This window comes from Marinobacter alkalisoli, from assembly GCF_045449795.1.
GTDB lineage: Bacteria > Pseudomonadota > Gammaproteobacteria > Pseudomonadales > Oleiphilaceae > Marinobacter.
Window position 1 is genome coordinate 41,822 of record NZ_JBJJLB010000015.1, and the last position, 21,052, is coordinate 62,873.

22 protein-coding genes are annotated in these 21,052 nt (G+C 59.9%); 9 read left to right on the plus strand and 13 right to left on the minus strand.

Annotated elements, in window-relative coordinates; translation table 11 throughout:
• Positions 1-4: 4 nt before the first annotated feature.
• Together ACJO3M_RS04295 and ACJO3M_RS04300 are read right to left on the minus strand one after the other, a co-directional pair.
• Positions 5-583 carry an LON peptidase substrate-binding domain-containing protein gene (locus ACJO3M_RS04295; RefSeq protein ID WP_407000000.1) on the minus strand — a complete coding sequence of 193 codons (579 nt, stop codon included), beginning with the start codon at positions 581-583 and terminating at the stop codon, positions 5-7.
• Between the two features lie 49 nt (positions 584-632).
• Positions 633-1,889, minus strand: a complete 1,257-nt coding sequence (locus ACJO3M_RS04300) for an HDOD domain-containing protein (protein ID WP_407000001.1) — start codon at positions 1,887-1,889, stop codon at positions 633-635.
• A gap of 172 nt (positions 1,890-2,061) precedes the next feature.
• Here ACJO3M_RS04300 and ilvD point away from each other — a divergent pair, with 172 nt between their 5' ends.
• A complete protein-coding gene (gene ilvD, locus ACJO3M_RS04305; RefSeq protein ID WP_407000003.1) occupies positions 2,062-3,897 on the plus strand; it encodes a dihydroxy-acid dehydratase in 1,836 nt (611 codons plus the stop codon).
• Positions 3,898-3,968: 71 nt separating this feature from the next.
• Here the strand turns inward: ilvD and ACJO3M_RS04310 are convergent, their stop codons facing one another.
• Entirely contained in the window at positions 3,969-4,385 is a 417-nt protein-coding gene (locus ACJO3M_RS04310) for a peptidoglycan-binding domain-containing protein (RefSeq protein WP_407000005.1), read from the minus strand.
• A 142-nt stretch (positions 4,386-4,527) separates the two neighbouring features.
• Positions 4,528-5,604, minus strand: a complete 1,077-nt coding sequence (locus ACJO3M_RS04315; protein WP_407000007.1) for an AI-2E family transporter — start codon at positions 5,602-5,604, stop codon at positions 4,528-4,530.
• Between the two features lie 125 nt (positions 5,605-5,729).
• On the opposite strand from ACJO3M_RS04315, the gene ACJO3M_RS04320 reads away from it, so the two are divergent.
• From ACJO3M_RS04320 to ACJO3M_RS04330, 3 genes are all read left to right on the plus strand, one after another.
• A complete protein-coding gene (locus tag ACJO3M_RS04320; RefSeq protein ID WP_407000009.1) occupies positions 5,730-6,074 on the plus strand; it encodes a hypothetical protein in 345 nt (114 codons plus the stop codon).
• 120 nt (positions 6,075-6,194) lie between these two features.
• Positions 6,195-6,443, plus strand: a complete 249-nt coding sequence (locus tag ACJO3M_RS04325) for a hypothetical protein (protein ID WP_407000011.1) — start codon at positions 6,195-6,197, stop codon at positions 6,441-6,443.
• Between the two features lie 124 nt (positions 6,444-6,567).
• Entirely contained in the window at positions 6,568-7,467 is a 900-nt protein-coding gene (locus tag ACJO3M_RS04330) for a haloalkane dehalogenase (RefSeq protein ID WP_407000013.1), read from the plus strand.
• Positions 7,468-7,490: 23 nt separating this feature from the next.
• Here ACJO3M_RS04330 and ACJO3M_RS04335 read toward each other — a convergent pair whose 3' ends face one another.
• A complete protein-coding gene (locus tag ACJO3M_RS04335; RefSeq protein WP_407000015.1) occupies positions 7,491-8,279 on the minus strand; it encodes an acyl-CoA thioesterase in 789 nt (262 codons plus the stop codon).
• A gap of 194 nt (positions 8,280-8,473) precedes the next feature.
• Between ACJO3M_RS04335 and ACJO3M_RS04340 the strand changes: the two genes are divergently transcribed.
• Positions 8,474-10,009: a DEAD/DEAH box helicase gene (locus ACJO3M_RS04340; protein WP_407000017.1), complete on the plus strand. Its 1,536-nt coding sequence runs from the start codon at positions 8,474-8,476 to the stop codon at positions 10,007-10,009.
• On the opposite strand, the gene ACJO3M_RS04345 is transcribed toward ACJO3M_RS04340, so the two are convergent.
• The 4 genes from ACJO3M_RS04345 to ACJO3M_RS04360 form a co-directional block, all read right to left on the minus strand.
• Positions 9,988-10,503, minus strand: a complete 516-nt coding sequence (locus tag ACJO3M_RS04345) for a dihydrofolate reductase (RefSeq protein WP_407000019.1) — start codon at positions 10,501-10,503, stop codon at positions 9,988-9,990. The genes ACJO3M_RS04340 and ACJO3M_RS04345 overlap by 22 nt on opposite strands.
• A 450-nt stretch (positions 10,504-10,953) precedes the next feature.
• Positions 10,954-11,793, minus strand: coding sequence for a thymidylate synthase (locus ACJO3M_RS04350; protein WP_407000021.1), 840 nt, complete (start codon positions 11,791-11,793; stop codon positions 10,954-10,956).
• A complete protein-coding gene (gene lgt / locus ACJO3M_RS04355; protein ID WP_407000023.1) occupies positions 11,790-12,578 on the minus strand; it encodes a prolipoprotein diacylglyceryl transferase in 789 nt (262 codons plus the stop codon). Before lgt ends, ACJO3M_RS04350 begins: the two co-directional genes overlap by 4 nt.
• Positions 12,579-12,588: 10 nt before the next feature.
• Entirely contained in the window at positions 12,589-13,386 is a 798-nt protein-coding gene (locus ACJO3M_RS04360; protein ID WP_407000025.1) for a sulfite exporter TauE/SafE family protein, read from the minus strand.
• An 85-nt stretch (positions 13,387-13,471) separates the two neighbouring features.
• Between ACJO3M_RS04360 and ACJO3M_RS04365 the strand changes: the two genes are divergently transcribed.
• The 4 genes from ACJO3M_RS04365 (at position 13,472) to dxs (ending at position 17,499) form a co-directional block, all read left to right on the plus strand.
• Positions 13,472-14,248, plus strand: coding sequence for an NRDE family protein (locus tag ACJO3M_RS04365; protein WP_407000027.1), 777 nt, complete (start codon positions 13,472-13,474; stop codon positions 14,246-14,248).
• A 55-nt stretch (positions 14,249-14,303) separates the two neighbouring features.
• On the plus strand, positions 14,304-14,558 hold the full coding sequence (locus tag ACJO3M_RS04370) for an exodeoxyribonuclease VII small subunit (protein ID WP_127330714.1): 255 nt from the start codon (positions 14,304-14,306) through the stop codon (positions 14,556-14,558).
• Complete coding sequence (locus ACJO3M_RS04375; protein ID WP_407000029.1) at positions 14,558-15,457, plus strand: polyprenyl synthetase family protein; 900 nt, start codon at positions 14,558-14,560, stop codon at positions 15,455-15,457. Before ACJO3M_RS04370 ends, ACJO3M_RS04375 begins: the two co-directional genes overlap by 1 nt.
• Before the next feature lie 110 nt (positions 15,458-15,567).
• Positions 15,568-17,499: a 1-deoxy-D-xylulose-5-phosphate synthase gene (gene dxs / locus ACJO3M_RS04380; RefSeq protein WP_407000031.1), complete on the plus strand. Its 1,932-nt coding sequence runs from the start codon at positions 15,568-15,570 to the stop codon at positions 17,497-17,499.
• Positions 17,500-17,555: 56 nt separating this feature from the next.
• Here the strand turns inward: dxs and ribA are convergent, their stop codons facing one another.
• The 4 genes from ribA to argJ form a co-directional block, all read right to left on the minus strand.
• Positions 17,556-18,170, minus strand: a complete 615-nt coding sequence (gene ribA / locus ACJO3M_RS04385; protein WP_406986044.1) for a GTP cyclohydrolase II — start codon at positions 18,168-18,170, stop codon at positions 17,556-17,558.
• Between the two features lie 107 nt (positions 18,171-18,277).
• Positions 18,278-18,766 (minus strand): cyclic pyranopterin monophosphate synthase MoaC, encoded by a 489-nt coding sequence (gene moaC / locus ACJO3M_RS04390; protein WP_407000033.1) that lies wholly within the window; start codon positions 18,764-18,766, stop codon positions 18,278-18,280.
• Between the two features lie 99 nt (positions 18,767-18,865).
• Positions 18,866-19,822, minus strand: coding sequence for a Nudix family hydrolase (locus ACJO3M_RS04395; protein WP_407000035.1), 957 nt, complete (start codon positions 19,820-19,822; stop codon positions 18,866-18,868).
• Positions 19,823-19,825: 3 nt separating this feature from the next.
• Positions 19,826-21,043, minus strand: a complete 1,218-nt coding sequence (argJ, locus tag ACJO3M_RS04400; RefSeq protein WP_407000037.1) for a bifunctional glutamate N-acetyltransferase/amino-acid acetyltransferase ArgJ — start codon at positions 21,041-21,043, stop codon at positions 19,826-19,828.
• Positions 21,044-21,052: the final 9 nt, after the last annotated feature.

The following is a 21,052-nucleotide window of genomic DNA, read 5'->3' on the forward strand; positions in this document are numbered from 1 at the left end:
TCACTCAGCCCTGCTCCAGCGCCTCAAGCAGGGACTGTAACCGGCTCAGTCGTTCTATCGGATCCTGCAATTCCACCAACCGCTGCTTTTCCTGCTTGTCCAGCGGCAACAGCTCTGTCAGACGCCACCCGACATCCCGGGCATCACTGTAGTCAACGTCCATTTCCAGGTCACGAATCACGGGATGTCTAAACAGCGCTTTCAGCACGGCGGGTAGTTCGGTGTAACGCTCCGGGACCTCGCAGTCAATTTCGTCCATCAGGCATTCAACGTCCCCCAGGTTCAGCCCATCGGGCTCCTGCCAGCTTCGAATAACGGAAACCTTGCCCTGGCCCTCCACCGTAATACCCAACAAGCCGTTATCCAGCTGCTGAAAATCAATGATCCGCACATAAGTACCGATATCGTAAAAGGCTGCCTCTTTGGCTGTTTCCAGGCCTTCTCGAAGCATCACGATGACAAAGCCCCGGTCCTCCTTGAGGCATCGGGTCAGCATATCGATATAACGCGGCTCGAACAGCTGCAGGGGGATCCGCCCCTTGGGCAGGACGATGGAGTTGAGCGGAAACAGGGGTACATTCATCTGGGGCCGGTCACCTGTCAGTCGAATCCGAATTAACCATTACATAACCTCAGTGAATTGACAGCAGCCTGTGAACCTCGTCCACCCTGGCGCGCGCTTCTGTCAGCAGCTGCAAGCTACGGGAAGCATTCAATTCAAGTTCGCCCAGCCTGCGGTAGGCTGGTACCTCGTCAAACCGGGGAAGGTCCGCATTCTGACTGGAACCGATCATTGAGTGCAACTGAGCGACGATCACCACGTCCACCAGCTGTGGCTCAGGTTGGCGGCTTTCATACCCCCAGTCCTCGGCATGACGCACGGCCTCGACAAAAGGCGCGGGGAACGACCAGCTCTCCAGCATGGCGGTGCCGATATCCGCCCTCAGCTCGGCGATAGCGTGGCTCAGGTTGGCCGGATCCGCAAACAGGTTGACGTGATGCTCCGCCTGCACCAATACAGGAACCACCCCGATATCGTGTAGCAGCCCCGCCAGCAAAGCTTCCTCGGGATTGAGCCGGGTAGCGCCGTCCGCCAGCACCCAACACAGGGCCGCCACTTCCCGGGAGTGACGCCAGAGCCGGTCCATTTCCTTCTGCAGAGCCGCCTGGCGGGTCTTGAACACCTCCCGCATGGCAAAGACCGTAACCAGCTGACGGGTAGTGCGCATGCCAAGGCGCACTACTGCCTCCCGAACATTGCGGACATCGGTGAACCCACGGTACAGGGGACTATTGCTCGCCCGCACCAGTTTGGCGGCCATGGCGGGATCCGCGGATATCGCCTGCGCCACCTGCTCTGCGTTGGAATCTTCCCGCTCAACAAGCCGCCGCACCTTCCAGGCCACATCCGGCACGCTCGGCACACTCAACTGATTGGAACGCAGTTCGGAATAGAACTCCATCAGCAGGTGATGTTCCTCGCTTTCACCGCTTTCGGATCCCGCTGAGGATTCGATCTCGACCTGCTGAACCGGTGCCGAGCGCAGCAACTGATTAAGGATTTCCTGCTCCACCGCCAGAAATTCACAGGCCTGGGTCGCCGTCACATCGTAAATTCTCGGTTGCAGACGTGCGATGGGATTGAGCGCCTTGTCACTGTCGGCCTCAATGGTCGACTTGCGGCCATCCGCCGACTCCAGCTCAACCGCCCCCTCCACCAGGAACAGGTCCATCCCATCCCGGACACCCCGTTCGACCACTCGTTGCCCGGCCCCGTGTACACGCCTTTCGGCGCGGCTGGCAAGTACAACCAACTGTTCATCGGTCAGCCGGTTAAGAGGCTGAAACTGCTTGAGACGACGCAGTGACAGGCTTTCTCTGACCGCCATAGACACTCTCCCCTTCCACGTTGACTCGCCCGTCGCCTCAGGCGACGTTTCGCCCCTACTGTTACTCATTGTAAACACGGACCCGCAAAACAACCATGCGATCAGGGTCGAATCTGGTATCCTCTGTGTTCCCAAACCCCGTCACAGGCAACAATAGAGAGACCAGAACCCCATGCCTCAGTATCGTTCGCGGACATCCACCGCAGGCCGTAACATGGCCGGTGCCCGTGCGCTCTGGCGCGCCACCGGCATGAAAAACGAAGATTTCGGCAAGCCCATCATTGCGGTTGCCAACTCATTTACCCAGTTTGTGCCGGGGCATGTTCACCTCAAGGATCTGGGCCAACTGGTTTGCCGTGAAATCGAAGCCGCGGGCGGCGTTGCCAAGGAATTCAATACCATCGCCGTGGACGACGGCATCGCCATGGGGCATGACGGCATGCTGTACTCGCTGCCGTCCCGGGAAATCATTGCCGATTCCGTGGAATACATGGTCAACGCACACTGTGCTGACGCCCTGGTTTGCATCTCCAACTGCGACAAGATCACACCCGGCATGCTGATGGCCGCCATGCGGCTGAATATCCCCACCATTTTTGTCTCCGGCGGCCCCATGGAAGCCGGTAAAACCAAGCTGTCCGAGCATAAACTGGATCTGGTGGATGCCATGGTCATCGCTGCGGACCCCAACGCGGATGACGAAACAGTCGCTGAATACGAGCGCAGTGCCTGCCCTACCTGCGGATCCTGCTCTGGCATGTTCACGGCCAACTCCATGAACTGTCTGACCGAAGCCATCGGCCTGGCACTCCCGGGCAACGGGTCGATGCTGGCCACTCACGCCGACCGCGAACAGCTATTCCTCAACGCCGGTCGCCAGATTGTAGAGAACGCGCGGCGCTATTACGAAGAAGACGACGCCAGCGTGTTGCCCCTGAGCATCGCCTCCATGGCCGCCTTTGAGAACGCCATGGTGATGGACATCGCCATGGGTGGCTCCACCAATACCATCCTGCACCTGCTGGCGGCGGCTCAGGAAGGCGGCGTTCCGTTCACACTGAACGAAATCGATCAGCTCTCCCGCCGGGTACCGCAGCTTTGCAAGGTGGCGCCCAACTCACCCAAATACCACATGGAAGACGTCCACCGCGCTGGCGGGATTATGGGCATCCTCGGTGAGCTTGAACGTGGCGGACTGATCAACACCGACCTGCCGACGGTGCATAGCAAAACCATGCGCGAAGCCCTGGAAACCTGGGACATCATGCGCAAGCCGCCCGCGGAAGTGGTGGAATTCTACAAGGCCGGGCCCGCTGGCATTCCCACCCAGACCGCGTTCAGCCAGAACACCCGCTGGCCGTCACTGGACGGTGACCGGGAGAGCGGCTGCATCCGCTCCGTTGAGCACGCCTACTCGTCTGAGGGCGGCCTCGCGGTTCTGTACGGCAACATTGCCATGGACGGTTGCGTGGTCAAAACCGCCGGGGTGGATGAAAGTATCTATGTCTTTGAAGGCAAGGCCCGGGTTTTCGAAAGCCAGGACTCCGCCGTGGCCGGCATCCTCAGCGACGAGGTCAAGCCCCACGAAGTCGTGATCATCCGTTACGAGGGCCCCCGTGGTGGTCCCGGCATGCAGGAAATGCTCTACCCTACCAGCTACCTGAAATCGAAAGGCCTGGGCAAGGAATGCGCCCTGCTGACCGATGGTCGTTTCTCTGGCGGCACTTCCGGCCTGTCCATCGGTCACGCCTCACCGGAAGCAGCGGCGGGCGGTGCCATTGGCCTGATTGAAAATGGCGATCTCATCCGCATTGATATCCCGAACCGGAGCATCAACGTGGAAATTGACCAACGGGAACTGGATCGCCGGCGCGCTGAGCGCGACGACAAGGGCTGGAAACCCGAGCTCCCCCGTGACCGCAAGGTTTCTGCGGCACTGAAAGCCTATGCCCTGCTGGCCACCAGTGCCGACAAGGGCGCCGTCCGGGATCTCGACAAGCTCGACTAAGCCACGGCTGGCCCACAAAAAAGCCCGCCCAGGTTCTACCTGAGCGGGCTTTTTTCGTTACGGAATCAGGGTCAGAACAGTGACCAGCCACCGTCATCGTCTTCCTCAACAGCGTCTTCCTGCTCAGACTCCGACCTGGCCTCAGAGGCCCGGGATTCTCCAGTGTCAGCCGTAGCATTGGCGCTACCAGACGCAGGCGCGGCATTGGCCGCCACTTCCATCGGCACCATCCCCAGTGCGGACTTGGTGGCCTCATCCAGTTCTCCACTCACTGTCAGCCCCTGGTCACGCTGAAAAGCTCGCAGTTCCGAACGAGTCGTATCGTCCATAGTACCGCTGACGTTGCTCACGTCGTAACCGGCCCCATAGAGGGCATTTTTGAGGGCCACAGTCTCGTTAGCAAGCGCAGCGGGTACTGCAGCGATGGTCAACGCCGCAGTGATAATGGCAGCGCCCAGCGGACGATGGTTCGTTGTTTTTATACGCATCAATTTCTCCTGAAAATCTTCTGGTATCATGACGATACTCATTCTTCTTATCGTATTGAGCCTATCCCCGCAGGGGGCATGTGGTGGGGAGCGTAACACAATTCCTTTGAATGCGGCCCCGACCCCGGTCACGCTTTCCCGATTACTGGCCAGTTTCCTCACTTCCGGCCACCACCGAAGCCTCACTAAACTCCCGGATAAAGATCCCCCAGAACGCCATGAACAGTGCCGCAACCAGCGGCCCCATCACAAACCCGTTGATGCCAAACATAACAATACCGCCCAGGGTCGATAGCAGCACGATATAGTCCGGCAGTTTGGTGTCACGCCCTACGAAGATGGGGCGTAAAACGTTATCGGCCAAGCCGATCACAATGGCGCCATAGGCAGCCAGGATAATGGCTGGAACCACGTCCCCGACGGCTGTCAGGTAAATCGCAACAGGCACCCATACCAGGGAGGCGCCAATGGCGGGTATCAACGAAACAATCGCCATCACCACACCCCATAACAGAGCCCCGGTGATGCCCAGTATCCAGAAAATCAGCCCCCCGAGAGCCCCCTGAATAATGGCGATCAGCAGGTTACCTTTCACCGTGGCCCGGGTGACCTCAGCGAACTTGGCAAACAACAGGCGCTCCCGCTCGTCCCCCAGCGGCAGAGCACGGATCATCAACTCCACCAGCTTGTTGCCATCCCGGATCAGGAAAAATGCGAGGTACACCATCAGCGCCAGTCCGAGGAAAAACTGGAAGGTATTCTGACCAACACCCAGGGCCTGCTTGGCCAGGAACTGACTGCCTCCGAGAAAGGCGTTAACAGCGCGATCCCTGAGTTCGCTGAAATCAATATTGAATTGCGCAAGGAAAGCCTCTATAGCCGGAAACGACTGGTTGACCTTATCAAGGTACTCGCCTGGCTGGATCTCACCACTCTGGATTTTCTGGTACAACCCCAGCCCTTCCGCGATCAGGGACGTCAGCAGAATGATGACCGGGATAACAACGATGATCAGGCAGATGAACAGCGTGAGCAGCGCAATCACATTGGGGCGATCCCCCATTTTCCGCGACAACGCTTCCCGCACCGGGTAGAAGATCAGGGCAATAGCCACCGCCCAGAAGATCGGGCCGAAGAATGGCTTCATCAACCAGATAAATGCCAGGGAGACCCCCACCAGCATCGCCAGAAAAGTCCGTGTTTCCAGTTTTCCGTACATCGATTGAGCATCCTCTGAGCTGTGGTTCCGATAGCTGAGCCATAGCCTAACACGGCCCGTGGCCAGTGCAGGCTTTTTCAGGGTATAGTGGTGGGTTATTGATCAGTAATAAAACAGGTCAAGCCTTGGATCACGAAGAGTTTACAACTGAAACAGCCCTCGATGCTGCCACCGCTCTGCATAAGGTACTGGCCGCCCGAACCCATCGTCGCAAAGTGATGGGGCAGGACGTGTGGGTGCCAGGCCAACTGGGCGAGGCATTGCAACTGCCCCGCATTATTCGTCGCCTGCAAAGCAAGCAACTGAAACAGCGGGACCAGGGCCTGGACGAGTTTCACGAGCTTTGGCCGACCCTGTCCCCCGCGACCCGGGACAAGGTGCTGGGCCGGATTGGCTGGTATAACCCGAAAGAGCTGGACTGGGACGACAAGCGCTCCAATCGCCGACCGACTCCCGACGCCGACAGTTGAATCCGGAAAAGTGAACATTCAGGGAGTTGTGTACGTACTTTCCATCAGTTACACAAGGTGCCCCAGTCGTTGAAATGTCACACAGGGCCCTTACTGTTAGGAAGACTGAGGAGGTCTATGATGAGTAAACCAGAACATTACCGCGCGGTAGCGGCCGAAGGGAGCGCCGTTCCCACATTGCTTTGCGGCCATTGCCATTCGACATTGCCCCGCGCCCGCATATTCCGAAACGACCGCGAGCGCTTCCAGGATTTCCAGTGCCAGACCATCGGCCTTTGCTCTGCCGACGATTGCGGGGCTGTTAACTGCTGTGACGACGCCTTGACGGCGTTCGACAATCCGGAAACGCTGTTCGGTCTTGCATCCTGATTCAATCAGACAACGCTCTGTTACCTAAACCAAACACACAAATTTCCCATCTGATTTATCCTGAATGAAGTTTAGGCTGCAATCACCACAGCCACGCAACCACTCAGTCAGGACAGTCGATGGCATGCGTATTCTGAGAACCGATGAGGCCCGTTTCGACGGCCTTCCGGACTACCCTTTTGCACCTCACTACCTGGACGTGGAACCAGGCCTGAGAATGCATTTCGTTGATGAAGGACCGGCAACCGCCTCGCCTGTGCTCATGCTTCATGGTGAGCCGTCCTGGTCGTACCTGTATCGCCACATGATCCCGATTGTCGCATCTGCGGGACACCGGGTTCTGGCCCCCGACCTGATTGGGTTCGGCAAGTCTGACAAACCCGCCAATGTGGGCGACTACAGTTACCAGCGTCACATTGACTGGCTGACCCGCTGGCTGGAATCCCTGGAACTGACCAACATCACACTGGTTTGCCAGAATTGGGGATCCCTGCTGGGACTACGCCTGGCGGCGGAAAATCCGCACCGGTTCCAGAGGATCATCGTTGGCAACGGCATGCTGCCCACGGGTGAAACCCGCATCCCCCCGGTCTTTACGCTATGGAAAGCCTTTGCCACCCACAGCCCCTGGTTCCCGGTAGGACGCATCGTGCAACTGGGCACGGAACGTGCTCTCAGCCGGGCCGAACTGGCAGCGTACGAGGCGCCGTTCCCCGGCCCCGAGTACAAGGCCGGGGCCAGGGCATTTCCCAAACTTGTACCGGTCTCACCGGATGATCCGGCCAGCGAACCCAACAAGGCAGCCTGGAAAGTCCTGGAGAAGTGGCGGAAACCATTCATTACCTGTTTCAGCAGCGGCGACCCCATCACCCGGGGCGGTGACCGGTACATGCAACGACGCATCCCCGGAGCCTATGGCCAGCCTCACATTACACTCAGGGGCGGCCACTTCCTTCAGGAAGACTCCCCGGATGATTTTGCACGCATCATCAACGATGCCCTCAAATCTGCGCTGGCGGCCTGACGCCACCAGCTCCGAAAGGAACCTCAGCCAAACACGGTGACGGTCTGTCGGCTCAGCGCAACCAACTCGCCCTTGCTGGTCCAGATGCCCGCCTGGGTATGTCCGTAACCTGCACCGGCCTGGTCGATCGTCGCCTTGTATAGCAACCAGTCTCCCGGCGCCATCGCGGGGCGGGGATGCATTATATCCAGGGCCCAGCTCAGGGAACTGGCGGGCACACGTTCTTTCAGGTGGGGTAGCACCGCCGGAGGCCAGGCATCCACCAGGGCAACAATATGGGCATCGGAGATTTCCTCTGGCTGCTCCCGGAACTGCATCCAGCCGCCCATGTCACGACCGCCCTTGCCACTGAACGGGAAAGAACCGAACGCCCAGCGCATCTCGATATGCTGGGTGAACTCCGGCGTCATGCCTTTGATGTAGGGCAAACCCTGACACGCGTCCACCGGCGTCGCCTCCGGCGCAGGCAGCGGGTTGACGGTCACCGCCGATTCCCGATCCCCGCCAAAGCTGGCGAGACATACCAGCTTTGCCTCGCCCTCTTGCAGGATACGGCCCTGAACCTGGCTGACGGCTTTGCCCTCCCGCAGGATCTCGGCTTCGATCTGAACCGGTACATCCGGCGTGACCGGACCGACAAAAGACACCTGCATCGACCGCATGGCCCGTCCGGAAGCCACCACTTCTTCCATCTTGTCGAATACGAGTGCGGCAATAATACCACCAAATGTGGCACGCCCCTGCGCCCAGTCAGGCGTAAACACCAACTCCCCTCCGGCCCTGCCGGCCGCCAGCACGTCATCGAATTTCATTCGTCGATCCTGTTAGGTTGCTATCTTAAAATCCAAGATTGCCCAATAACGTACGGCAACGCAACGGGGCGCTCCGGCAACTACCTACGACAAGTCAGGTATTTTGCGTATTAAAGCAATCGCAAACGGGCTATAATGCGATCACATCATGCATTGCCCCGCAATGCTTTACCCTCCGAATTCCGAGTACATTAATGTCAGAATTGTCTTTTGCCGAACTTGGTCTGGACTCAGCCGTTCTCGACGCTGTGACCGCCGTCGGTTATGAAACCCCGTCTCCCATACAGGCCCAGGCCATTCCTGCCCTGCTCGCTGGCAATCACCTTCTGGGCGTCGCCCAGACCGGTACCGGCAAGACAGCGGCGTTTGCTCTGCCCCTGCTGAGTCGGATTGACGCTTCCGTAAGCGAGCCCCAGATTCTGGTACTGGCTCCCACGCGGGAGTTGGCGATCCAGGTGGCCGAAGCCTTTACCACCTACGCCAGCAAGTTCAGTCGCTTTCACGTGCTGCCAATCTACGGCGGCCAGGATTTCTATCCCCAGTTGAAGGCACTCAAGCGTGGCGCCCAGGTTATCGTTGGTACCCCGGGTCGCCTGCTGGATCACCTGCGCCGTGGCACCCTGAAACTGGACAGCCTGAAAGCCCTGGTGCTGGACGAAGCCGACGAAATGCTTCGCATGGGCTTTATCGACGATGTGGAGGCGATTCTCGCCAAGACACCGGAGAACTGCCAGCGCGCGCTGTTCTCGGCCACCATGCCGCCACAGATCAAGAAAGTCGCCCAGACCTATCTACGCAACGCGACCGAAGTCAAAATCGAGAGCGAAACCCGCACGGTAGAGCGGATTTCCCAGTTCGTGCTGCCGGTCTATGCCGAGCGCAAACTGGACGCTCTGACCCGAATTCTTGAAGTAGAGCCGTTTGACGCCTCAATTATTTTCGTGCGCACCAAGGCGGAAACCACGCTGCTGGCCGAGAAGCTGTCTGCCCGCGGGCACGCTGTTGCCCCGCTAAACGGTGACCTGAACCAGCGTCAGCGCGAGCAAACGGTCGAAGATCTCAAGCGCGGCAAGAAAGACATTATCGTAGCTACCGACGTCGCTGCCCGGGGCCTGGACGTGCCGCGGATTACCCACGTTATCAACTACGATGTGCCTTATGATACCGAGGCCTATATCCACCGGGTTGGTCGTACCGGTCGCGCCGGTCGTGTGGGCAAGGCGATCCTGTTGGTCACCCCGAGGGAACGCAGCTGGCTGCGCACCCTTGAGCGCGCAACCAACTCACCCATGGAGCCTTATGAGCTGCCCTCGCCCACGGATCTGAAAAAGATGCGTGAGCAGCAGTTCGAAGCGCAGTTACTGGGCTTTGCCGAGGACGGGAAACTGGCCAAGGCGATGGCGCTGCTTGACGAGATTGCCGAGCGCAATGACATGGATATGGCGATGGTGGCAGGCGCCATGGCCTGCTGGATGGAAGCGGCCCAGCCAGGCTCCATGCCTCTGGAACAGCCGGAAGCCTTACCCGTGGTTTCTGCGACACCACCACGCCGGGATCGCAAAGGCGGTCGTCCAGGCGATGGTCGCAAGGGTGGCAAGCCCGGGTTCAAGCCGGGCTTCAAGAAAGGTCCGAAAGGCCGCGGAGGCCCCGGCCCGAAGGGAAAGCCTCCCGGCAAGGGCGGCAAGCCCGCTGGCAAGCGCCCTGCCCGTCAGGCTGACGCCAAGCGCTGATAGACGACGAAACTGTAGTCGTAAGGGTTGTTATCGGACGCGGAGAAATCCTCCCGTCCGATTTCTTCCCACTCATCCCAGTTCACTTCCGGAAAAAATGCGTCTCCTTCGACTTCTGCATGCACCTGGGTGATGTAGATCCGATCCACCATCGGCAGGGCTTCGGCGTAAATCTGCCCGCCGCCGATAATCATCACTTCGTCTCCGCCCTCGATTTCAGCCTGAGCTTCAGCTTTGACCAGCGCGTCTTCCAGTGACTTTGCTGCCACCGTTCCGGCGGGCGCTTCCCATTCCGGGTTCCGGGATATAACCACGTTCATCCGCCCGGGCAATGGCCGCCCAATGGAATCCCAGGTTTTCCGCCCCATGATAATCGGTTTCCCCATGGTGGCCTGCTTGAAGTACCGCAGGTCGCCCGGCAGGTACCACGGCAACTTGTTGTTACGGCCGATGACCCGGTTACGGGACATGGCGACTATCAGGGCTTTTCTCATTTTTGACCTCTCGGTTCGAAGCTTCTGACTTTAAACTTTGGACTTCTCGGCCCGGGACTTCGGGGGCTGCAAGAGGGCGGGAAATAGTCTCCAAAAAGCGCCTCAAGACGTCCGTGTGCGGCTTCGGCTCCGCCATCCATGGCTCCGCAGATTTTTGGAGACTATTTCCCGCCCTCTCACGATCTAACTACTCAGTCAGCTGATCCAGGACCACTTCCGGAGCACTAACCAAGCTTAAACTAGTAGAAAAAGCCCACGCCCTGGTTAAATCGTCCTGATATTCCAACTCCTCTTGTTAGATTGCAGGGCAGCGGGTGGGGCTTTCCGAAAATCTGCGGAGCCATGGATGGCGGAGCCGAAGCCGCGCATGGATGCCTTGAGGCGTTTTTCGGAAAGCCCCACCCGCTACCCTGCCGCCCCCACATTCATCGGACTGGACCCAAGCCCAGGTCAGATCGCGATGGGAGCCTTAATTACAGGATGCGGCTCATACCCCTCAAACGAGAAGTCCTCCAGCTCGTACCCGAAGATCGACTCGGGCTTCCGCTTGATCACAAGCTTGGGTAGCGCCCGCGGCTCCCGCCTGAGTTGCTCGAAGACGATGTCGTCGGTCAGGTGATTCTGGTACAGATGGCAGTCACCGAAGGTGTGGACGAACTCCCCCACCCCCAGATCACATTGCTGGGCGATCATGTGGGTCAGCAGCGCGTAAGACGCGATGTTGAACGGGACGCCCAGGAACAGGTCGGCACTACGCTGGTAGAGCTGGCAGGAGAGCTTGCCGTCGGCGACGTAGAACTGGAACAGGCAGTGGCACGGGGCCAGTGCCATGCGGCCCTGGCGGACGTTGTCCTGGGGGCCGATGGATTCGTCCGGAAGCTCCGCCGGGTTCCAGGCGGACACGATCAGGCGCCGGGAGTTGGGCTTGTTGCGGATCTGGTCAATGACGTCGCTGATCTGGTCAACGGTGCTACCGTCCGGGCAGTGCCAGCTGCGCCACTGCTTGCCATAGATCGGCCCCAGGTCGCCGTTTTCCAGGGCCCATTCGTTCCAGATGGAAACGTTGCGCTCTTTCAGCCAGTTGTTGTCGGTGGAGCCCTGCAGGAACCACAGCAGTTCCTGGATGATGCTGCGCAAATGGACTTTCTTGGTGGTGACCAGCGGAAAGCCTGCCTGCAAATCGAAGCGGATCTGGCGGCCGAAGACGGAGCGGGTGCCAACGCCGGTGCGGTCACCGCGGTCCAGGCCGTTGTCTACTACGTCTTTCATCAGGTCGAGATAGGCTTTCATTCAACACCTCTGCGGTAAGCAATAACCATCAGGCCGGCGCCGGCCAGAATCATCGGGAACGACAACACCTGCCCCATGGTGAGCCAATCGAAGGCGAGGTAGCCCAGTTGCGGATCCGGCTGGCGCACGAACTCTACCAGGAAACGGAACACGCCGTAGCAGACCAGGAACAGGCCGGAGACCGCCATCCGCGGGCGGGGCCTGGATGAGAACCACCAGAGGATGATAAAGAACACCACTCCCTCGAGAGCAAACTGGTAAAGCTGGGACGGATGGCGTGCCAGCGCATCCGGCGCCTGGGGGAACACCATGCCCCAGGCAACGTCCGTGGGCTTGCCCCAGAGTTCGCCGTTAATGAAGTTACCGATGCGCCCGGCTCCGAGGCCGATGGGGACCAGCGGAGCCACGAAGTCCGCCATTTTCCAGAAACCGCTGCCGACTTTGCGACCGTACCACCACATGGCAAACATGACGCCCAGCAGGCCGCCGTGGAAGGACATACCCCCTTCCCACACACGCAGCAGCCAGAGCGGGTCGGCGATAAAGGCGTCAAAATTATAGAACACCACGTAGCCGAAGCGGCCACCAAGAATGACGCCGAGGGCGATATAGAACAGCAGGTCGCCCACCTGGTCTTCGTTCAGGGGTGACCAGGGTTTGCGGGCGCGGATTCGCCCCAGCCACCAGCCGGCAATAAAGCCGACCAGGTAGGTCAGTCCATACCAGTGGATTTTCAGGGGCCCCAGGGAAATGGCCACGGGATCAAACTGCGGGTGCTGCAGCATCAATAACCTCTCAGCTCAGAAGAAAGCGGATGCCGACCAGGATCAGCATGATGGCGAATATGCGTTTCAGTAACCGGGCGTTCAAACGGTGCGCGAGATTCGCTCCGACCCGGGCAAACAATACGCTGGTGAGGATAATACCGAACAGAGCTGGCAGATAGATGAAGCCAAAGCTCAGTTCCGGTAACTCTGGGTTTTCCCACCCGGTCCAGATATTGCCCAGAGCGCCAGCGATCGCGATCGGCAGGCCGCAGGCAGCCGATGTGCCCACGGCCTGCTGCATGTTCACGTTACACCAGCTCAGGTAAGGCACGGTCAGGGTGCCGCCGCCAATACCGAAGATCGCGGAGGCCCAGCCGATACCGCCACCGGCGGCTCCGAGTCCGGCGGAGCCTGGCACGACGCGGCCCGGCTTTGGGTTTACCTCAAGGATCATCTTCACGGCCACCAGAATGACAAAGATACCAATGATCAGTTCCAGCGCCGGCCCGCTCAGCAGGGAGGCCGTCCAGGCGCCCACCAGGGCACCGACTACAATGCCTGCGGTCATCGGTTTGAATATGTCCCAGCGTACCGCCGCATGAAGGTGGTGAGAGCGTATGGAGCTCAGTGACGTGAACACAATGGTTGCCAGCGACGTGCCAACGGCCATGTGCGCGGCGATTTCAGTGCTGATACCCTGTAACCCGAAGCTGAAGATAAGCACAGGCACAATAACCAGCCCGCCACCTATCCCGAACAGCCCGGCCAGCGTCCCGGCAAAGGCGCCGAGCGCAAGGTAGAGACCAAATACGCTTAACAGGGTCATAGCACAGCCACACGCAGTCAGAAAACAAGGCTGGTATGATACACACCGACGTCGCCGAGTTCATTATGAGAGCATCGATACCACCATGTGCCTGATTGCCTTTTCCCTGGGACAGAATCCTGACTATCCACTGGTGGTTGCCGCCAATCGCGATGAATTTTTCCGCCGGCCCACGGCTGCCATGGACTGGTGGCAGGACGCAGGGCAGCCCCCAGTCCTCGCGGGCCGTGATTTGCTGTCCGGCGGCACTTGGCTGGCCGTCAGCCGGGACGGCCGGATCGCTGCGGTAACCAACGTCCGGGAGGGCACCGCCGAGCCCGGACGACTCAGCCGGGGCGAGCTGCCACTACAGGCGCTGAGGCTGCCTGGCGCCGAACTGGAACAACAGTTGATGCACCGCCAGGATGACTATTCCGGTTTCAACCTGATCCACCTGGATGGACAATCCGGCTGGTATTTCAGTAACCGGGACGCCCACCCCGGGCGCAAGGTCCATCGGGGGACCTATGGACTCAGCAACCACCTGTTGCAGACTCCGTGGCCAAAACTGCTGAAGCTCCGTAACGCCATGTCGCGCACGTTGGCAGACACGTCAGCGGGGTCGTCAGAACCGCTCCATGACGCCCTGATCAAACTGTTGCAGGACACCACACCCGCTCCGGACCGGGATCTGCCCGATACCGGTGTCGGCCTGGAAACCGAGCGCTTCCTGTCCTCCCCCTTTATCGTCGGCAGCGATTACGGCACCCGTGCGACCACCATTGTGTCTGTCAGCCGCTCCGGGGAAATCCGGGTGACCGAACAGGGCTGGAACCCCATGGGCGAACCGGGCGAACGTCGGCAGTTCTGTTGGCAGCGGTAACACGCAACCTTTGATATAATCCGCCAAAACCCGCGAAGCAACCGGAGGGCCTCCCATGGCCGGTGAACAAGGCGCAACATCCATCGCCGACTTTGAAAAATCCCTGGATGAGCTGGAAAAGCTGGTTCGTGACCTGGAGCAGGGCGAATTGTCCCTGGAGCAGTCACTGACCGCCTTTGAACGGGGCGTCAAGCTGACCCGCGAGTGCCAGCAAGCCCTGAAAACAGCAGAACAGCGCGTTGAACAGCTGGTACAGAATAACGATGGCACCCTGGAAACCCGCCCCTTCACTCCGGATGAGTCCGCCTGATGACCGCACAGCCCCTGATTGCGGAAGACTTTCTTGAAACCTCACGGGCCCAGGTGGATGCCGCACTGGATGAACGCATCGAAGCCGGTGGCCATGCGTCGGACCGCCTGCAGGAAGCCATGCGTTACAGCGTGCTGGGCGGTGGCAAGCGTATCCGACCGGCACTGTGCCTCGCGGCCGCGCGTGCAGTGGGCCAGACATCAGAACGAGCGTTGGTTCCGGCCTGCACCCTGGAGCTGATCCATGCCTATTCGCTGATCCATGACGATCTTCCCGCCATGGACAACGATGAATTGCGCAGGGGCCGCCCCACGACCCACATCGCCTTCGACGAGGCCACCGCCATCCTGGCCGGTGATGCCCTGCAGGCGCTGGCCTTTGGCTGGTTGGCGGAAGCCCCTGCGTTGAGCGATGCCACACGGCTGACGATGGTTCGCGAACTGGCCGCCGCCAGTGGCCACCGTGGCATGGTCGGCGGTCAGGCCATTGACCTGGCGTCTGTCGGCATGACCCTCAGCATTGATGCGCTGGAAAACATGCATCGCCATAAAACCGGCGCATTGATCGAAGCCAGTGTCCGCATCGGCGCCTTGACGGCTGAATCACTGCCGGACCAGCACCTCACTGCATTGACAGGCTACGCAAAAGCGCTCGGGCTGGCGTTCCAGGTCCAGGACGACCTGCTGGACATCGAAGGTGATACTTCCGTCATCGGAAAACCCCAGGGCTCCGACCTTGCCAGGGGCAAACCCACGTTCCCGTCACTGCTTGGCAACGACGGCGCCAGGGAGCTTCTATCGCAGCTGTTGGAGACCGCTCTCGACCACCTGGACGACTTCGGGCCCGAAGCAGACCCACTGAGAGCGATGGCGGATTACGTGGTCGCCCGGAGCCATTGATTGATCCGGGACAGGAAGCGCACACTGTCATTACCCCGTAGGTCGGATTCGCCCCAGGCGTCATCCGACAACCATTGATTCGTCACACAGATCGAGAAAGACCCGAGCAGATGCAGGACACATACATATTCAAGGAAATCCCGCCACAGCGGCCCAATACGCCGCTACTGGACAGGATCGATACTCCGGACCAGTTACGCGAACTGCCGGCCGAGCAGTTGACGCAACTGGCCCGCGAGCTGCGGGCGTTTCTGCTGTGGTCCGTTGGCCAGACTGGCGGCCATTTCGGCGCGGGGCTGGGTGTACTCGAACTGACCGTTGCCCTGCACTATGTCTTTAATACCCCGGAGGACCGTCTGGTCTGGGATGTGGGTCACCAGGCCTACCCCCACAAGATCCTGACCGGCCGCCGCGGGCAGATGGGCAGCATTCGCCGCAAGGGCGGACTGGCGGGTTTCCCCAAGCGCGCTGAAAGCGAATACGACACCTTCGGTGTGGGGCATTCCAGTACGTCCATCAGTGCTGCCCTGGGCATGGCCATGGCCGCCCGCATGCAGAATACCGGACGCAAGAGCATTGCGGTTATTGGCGACGGCGCAATGACGGCCGGCATGGCCTTCGAGGCACTGAACCACGCCGGTCACCTGCATGCCGACATGCTGGTTGTGCTGAACGACAATGACATGTCCATTTCCCGCAACGTTGGCGGGCTGTCCAACTACTTTGCCAAGCTGCTGGCCAGCCGTACCTACAACCAGGTGCGGGACAGCAGCAAGAAGGTCCTTCAGGGCGCGCCCCACCTGATGGCGCTGGCGAAGAAGACCGAAGAACACTTCAAGGGCATGATCGCCCCGGGCACACTCTTCGAGGAGCTGGGCTTCAACTACATTGGCCCGATCGATGGGCACGATCTGCCCCTGTTGATCGAGACCCTGGAGAACATCCGCGAGCTCGACGGCCCGCAATTTCTCCATGTGGTAACGACCAAGGGAAAGGGCTTTGCTCCGGCCGAGGCCGATCCGATCGGCTACCACGCCATCAACAAGATTGAGCCGGTGCCCGCCAGTAAACCGGAACCGGTAAAACCAAAGCCGTCCAGGCCCAAGTACGCCAATGTGTTCGGTCAATGGTTGTGCGATGCGGCGGAACAGGATGAGCGGGTCGTCGGCATTACCCCGGCCATGTGCGAAGGGTCGGACCTGCTGGCGTTCTCCGAACGCTTCCCGGATCGCTACCACGACGTGGCCATTGCCGAGCAACACTCCGTGACCCTGGCTGCCGGTCTGGCCTGTGATGGTGCGAAACCGGTGGTCGCCATTTACTCCACCTTCCTTCAGCGCGCCTACGACCAGCTGATCCATGATGTGGCCATCCAGAACCTGGATGTGCTGTTTGCCATTGATCGCGCCGGCCTGGTCGGCGAGGACGGCCCGACCCACGCCGGATCCTTTGATATCAGCTACCTGCGCTGTATTCCCAATATGCTGGTAATGACACCGTCCGATGAGAATGAAACCCGGCAACTGCTTCATACCGGCCTGATGTTCCAGGGGCCGGCCGCTGTGCGCTACCCAAGGGGAACCGGGCCGGGAGCGGACATCGTCGAAGCGTTAACCCCCCTGCCCATTGGTGAGGGACGCATGGTGAAGGAAGGAAAGGGTGTCGCCATTCTCAATTTCGGCACCTTACTGACGCCGGCGCTCGAGGCAGCCGAGGCCCTGGGAGCGACCGTGGCGGATATGCGGTTCGTAAAGCCCCTGGATGAAGAGCTGATCCTGTCACTGGCCGAACGCCACGAGCTGCTGGTCACCCTGGAAGAAAACAGCATCGCCGGTGGCGCCGGCAGTGCCGTTACTGAGTTTCTCAACGCGCACGACGTCAGCCAGCCGGTCCTGCAACTGGGGCTGCCGGACAGCTTTATCGATCATGGCAAGCACGGGGAATTGCTCAGTGACTGCGGGCTGGATGCAGACGGCATTCGCCGCTCAATTGAAATGCGCCTGGAGCGGCTTCGGCACCAGACCCTGAAAGCGGTCAAGTAACCAACCGCCCAACCGGCACACCCTGTTAAAAGGCACCCCGGTTGAGCACGGTCGCTTTATTCTTGCGGATCGTCGTCCTGATGGGTCTCAAACCAGTGGCCCAGCTTGCTCTGCTTGGTGTTGAGGTAATGCTCATTGTGGGGGTTACGGCCAACGTGTAACGGCACCCGTTCGGTGATATCGATGCCGTAAGACGTCAGAGCATCCACTTTACGCGGGTTGTTGGTCATCAGCCTGAGGCTCTTGATGCCCAGGTGCTCCAGCATGTCCTTGCACATGCTGTAATCACGCAGATCCGCGGCAAAGCCCAGCTTCTCGTTAGCCTCAACGGTGTCCGCGCCCTGATCCTGGAGGTGGTAGGCGCGAATCTTGTTCAGCAACCCGATGCCACGGCCTTCCTGGCGCAGGTACATCAGGATGCCACGGCCTTCGCGGGCAATACTGCGTAACGCTTCTTCCAACTGATAGCCGCAGTCACACCGCATGCTGTAGAGGGCATCGCCAGTCAGGCATTCGGAGTGGGTACGTGCCAGCATCGGCTCATCGCTGTTCAGATCACCCAAGGTCAGAGCCACGTGTTCCTTTCCGGTGTCCGGCTCTTCGAAGCCGTGCATGTCGAAGACCCCGAACGGTGTAGGCAGCCGGCAGGTCTGGATGTAACGAACAGCCACAGTGTTTCCTCGTGGTTCAATCAATCGGGCCGCGCATTCTATCACGTGGGCGCCCTCTTGGCGTAGTCTCTGCACCGTCGCTTCCAGCGTAATGGATATTTACGGACTTACGATCCCGACGGCAATGCGGACCAGTGGCCACTGCGACCACCTTTCTTTTCAAGCAGGCGAACCTGGTCTATCACCATGCCGCGATCAACGGCCTTGCACATATCGTACAGGGTCAGGGCCGCTACGCTGGCTGCAGTGAGTGCTTCCATCTCGACGCCAGTCTGAGCAGCGAGCTTACAGAACGTGGCGATATGTACGGATGCACCATCTTCCCCCGGCGTCAGTTCCACCTTGACCGATGAAAGGTTCAGCGAATGGCAGAGCGGGATCAGGTCATGGGTCTTTTTTGCCGCCATGATGCCGGCAATACGGGCAACCGCCAGTACATCCCCTTTCGGATGCTGACCATCCACAATCATCGCGAGCGTCTGTGGCGACATTCGTATCAGGGCCTCGGCGCGGGCCTCACGCTCGGTCACGTCCTTGGCGGTCACATCCACCATCCGGGCTTCGCCTTTCTCATCCAGGTGGGTCAGCTTGCTCACGCTTTCTCCTGTGTCCGGTTATCCGGCAATGCGATAATTGGAAAGAATCTCAGAGACTCCATGATAACAGAAGCCGACCTCCCAACGACCTGACAATCGTCAGATCCCGGGCCACCAGAGGCTGATGCCGGCAATACCTTGTGCACCCAGCCCGGTCGCAACGTTACGGTCATCCGGCGTGAGTCCCCCGAGGGCGTATACCGGCACCTGGGCGACGGCCACCTGCTGACGGAAGGACTCCCACCCCATGGCCGGGGCACCAGGGTGGGAAGGCGTCGGCGAGACCGGACCGAGGGTGACATAGTCCGCCCCTATGGCTACTGCGTGGCTGACTTCAGCGTTATTGTGGCAGGACACCCCCAGCCATTTGTCAGCCGGAATCGAGCGATGCCCACACTCGCCGGCTTCACGCCATGGCAGATGCACGCCCGCAGCTTCAGGCACCATCTCCAACCGGTCAGCGGCGCCGTGAAGCAGGATTTCCACTCCCTGATCACGACCAACCATCACCAGATCGCGGGCAACCGCCTGGTATTCGGTGGCATTCAGCTTCGGAGCGCGCAGGACCACAAGCTCCGGCCGGGTCATGCGGATGCGCTCCTGAAACTGGTTCAGTATGTCCGCTGGCACCCGGTATTCCCCGGTAATCGCCAGCCATGACGGCAGCTTGATCGCGCGGATAATCGGCCGGTTGGCAGCCGGAAAATCTTCATCCCGGAGTTCAGCCACCGACCGCCATTGAACCGGCTGGCCTTCCCGACCTTCCGCCTCGCCAATGGCGGCTTCGGTGCGCCAGACATCGAGAAAGACCCGCTTGTCACCGTAATCATGGCGAACAGCAATAACCGGGCTCAGGGACTCTAAAGGCACCTGGAGACCGGTCTCTTCCTGAATCTCCCGGGCCAGGGCCTGCTGCACCGTTTCACCGGGCTCAACCTTGCCACCGGGGAACTCCAGAAGCCCGCCCTGATGGACGTGGTCCGGGCGGCGCGCGATCAGCACCCGGCCTTCGCGAATGATCACCGCTACAGCAACGTGGATTTCAGTAAGTGCCATGGTTCAGGTACGGTATTCTGCGTTGATGGTGACGTAATCGTGGGAGAAATCGCAGGTCCAGACCCGCTCCATGACCGTTCCCCGCTTGAGGTCGATAGCAATGGTGATGTCCTCACGGTCCATCACTGCCTGCCCGCGTTCTTCGGAATAATCATCTGCGCGCCCCCCATTGCGAACGAGACAGACGTCATCGAGGTAGATTTCCAGGGCGTTGAGATCCAGCCCCTCTACTCCGGCGCGACCAACCGCCGCAAGAATCCGCCCCCAGTTGGGGTCGGAAGCAAACAGCGCGGTCTTGACCAGCGGCGAGTGGGCAACGGTGTAGGCAACGTCCAGGGCCTCCTGCTGACTTGCCGCCTGACTGACTTCGATAGTAACGAACTTGGTGGCGCCCTCGCCGTCACGCACGATGGCGTGGGCCAGATCCAGATACACCTGCCGCAACGCCTCGCGGAGCTTGGGCAGCAGCGGGCTGTCTGATGTGATTTCCGGACCGCTGTTTTGGCCACTGGCAATCAGCATGCACGCATCATTGGTGGAGGTGTCGCCATCAATGGTGATGCGGTTGAAGGACTTCTCTCCCAGCTCGGAAGCCAGTGACGCCAACGCATCCGGAGCAATTCTCGCATCGGTGGCAATGAAACCCAGCATGGTCGCCATGTTGGGACGAATCATGCCGGCGCCTTTGCTGATGCCAGAAATCGATACCGTGTGGCCGTCCAGATCCACCTGGCAGGACGCTCCCTTGGGGCGGGTGTCGGTGGTCATGATACCGGACGCTGCTTCCGCCCAGTGGTTCTCATCGGTATCCCCAACGGTGGCTGGCAAGGCCGAGACGATCTTGTCCACCGGCAGCGGCTCTCCGATCACACCAGTGGAGAACGGCAGTACTGCTGAGGCATCTACCCCGACCGTATCCGCCAATGCCTGGCAGCAGGCCAGCGCATCTTTCATGCCCCGCTCACCGGTACCGGCGTTGGCATTCCCGGTGTTAATCAGGAGATATCGTGGCGCACCCTGGGCCAGATGTTGACGACTTACGGTCACCGGAGCCGCGCAAAACTGGTTTTGGGTAAATATCCCAGCCACGCGGCTTCCGGGAGCCAGCTCAAAGACCACCAGGTCCTTGCGCCCCGGCTTCTTGATGCCTGCACTGCCAATGCCAAGCCTGACACCGGCGATCGGGAAAAATTCGGGCAAGGTACCGGGACCTACCGCCATACGGCCTCT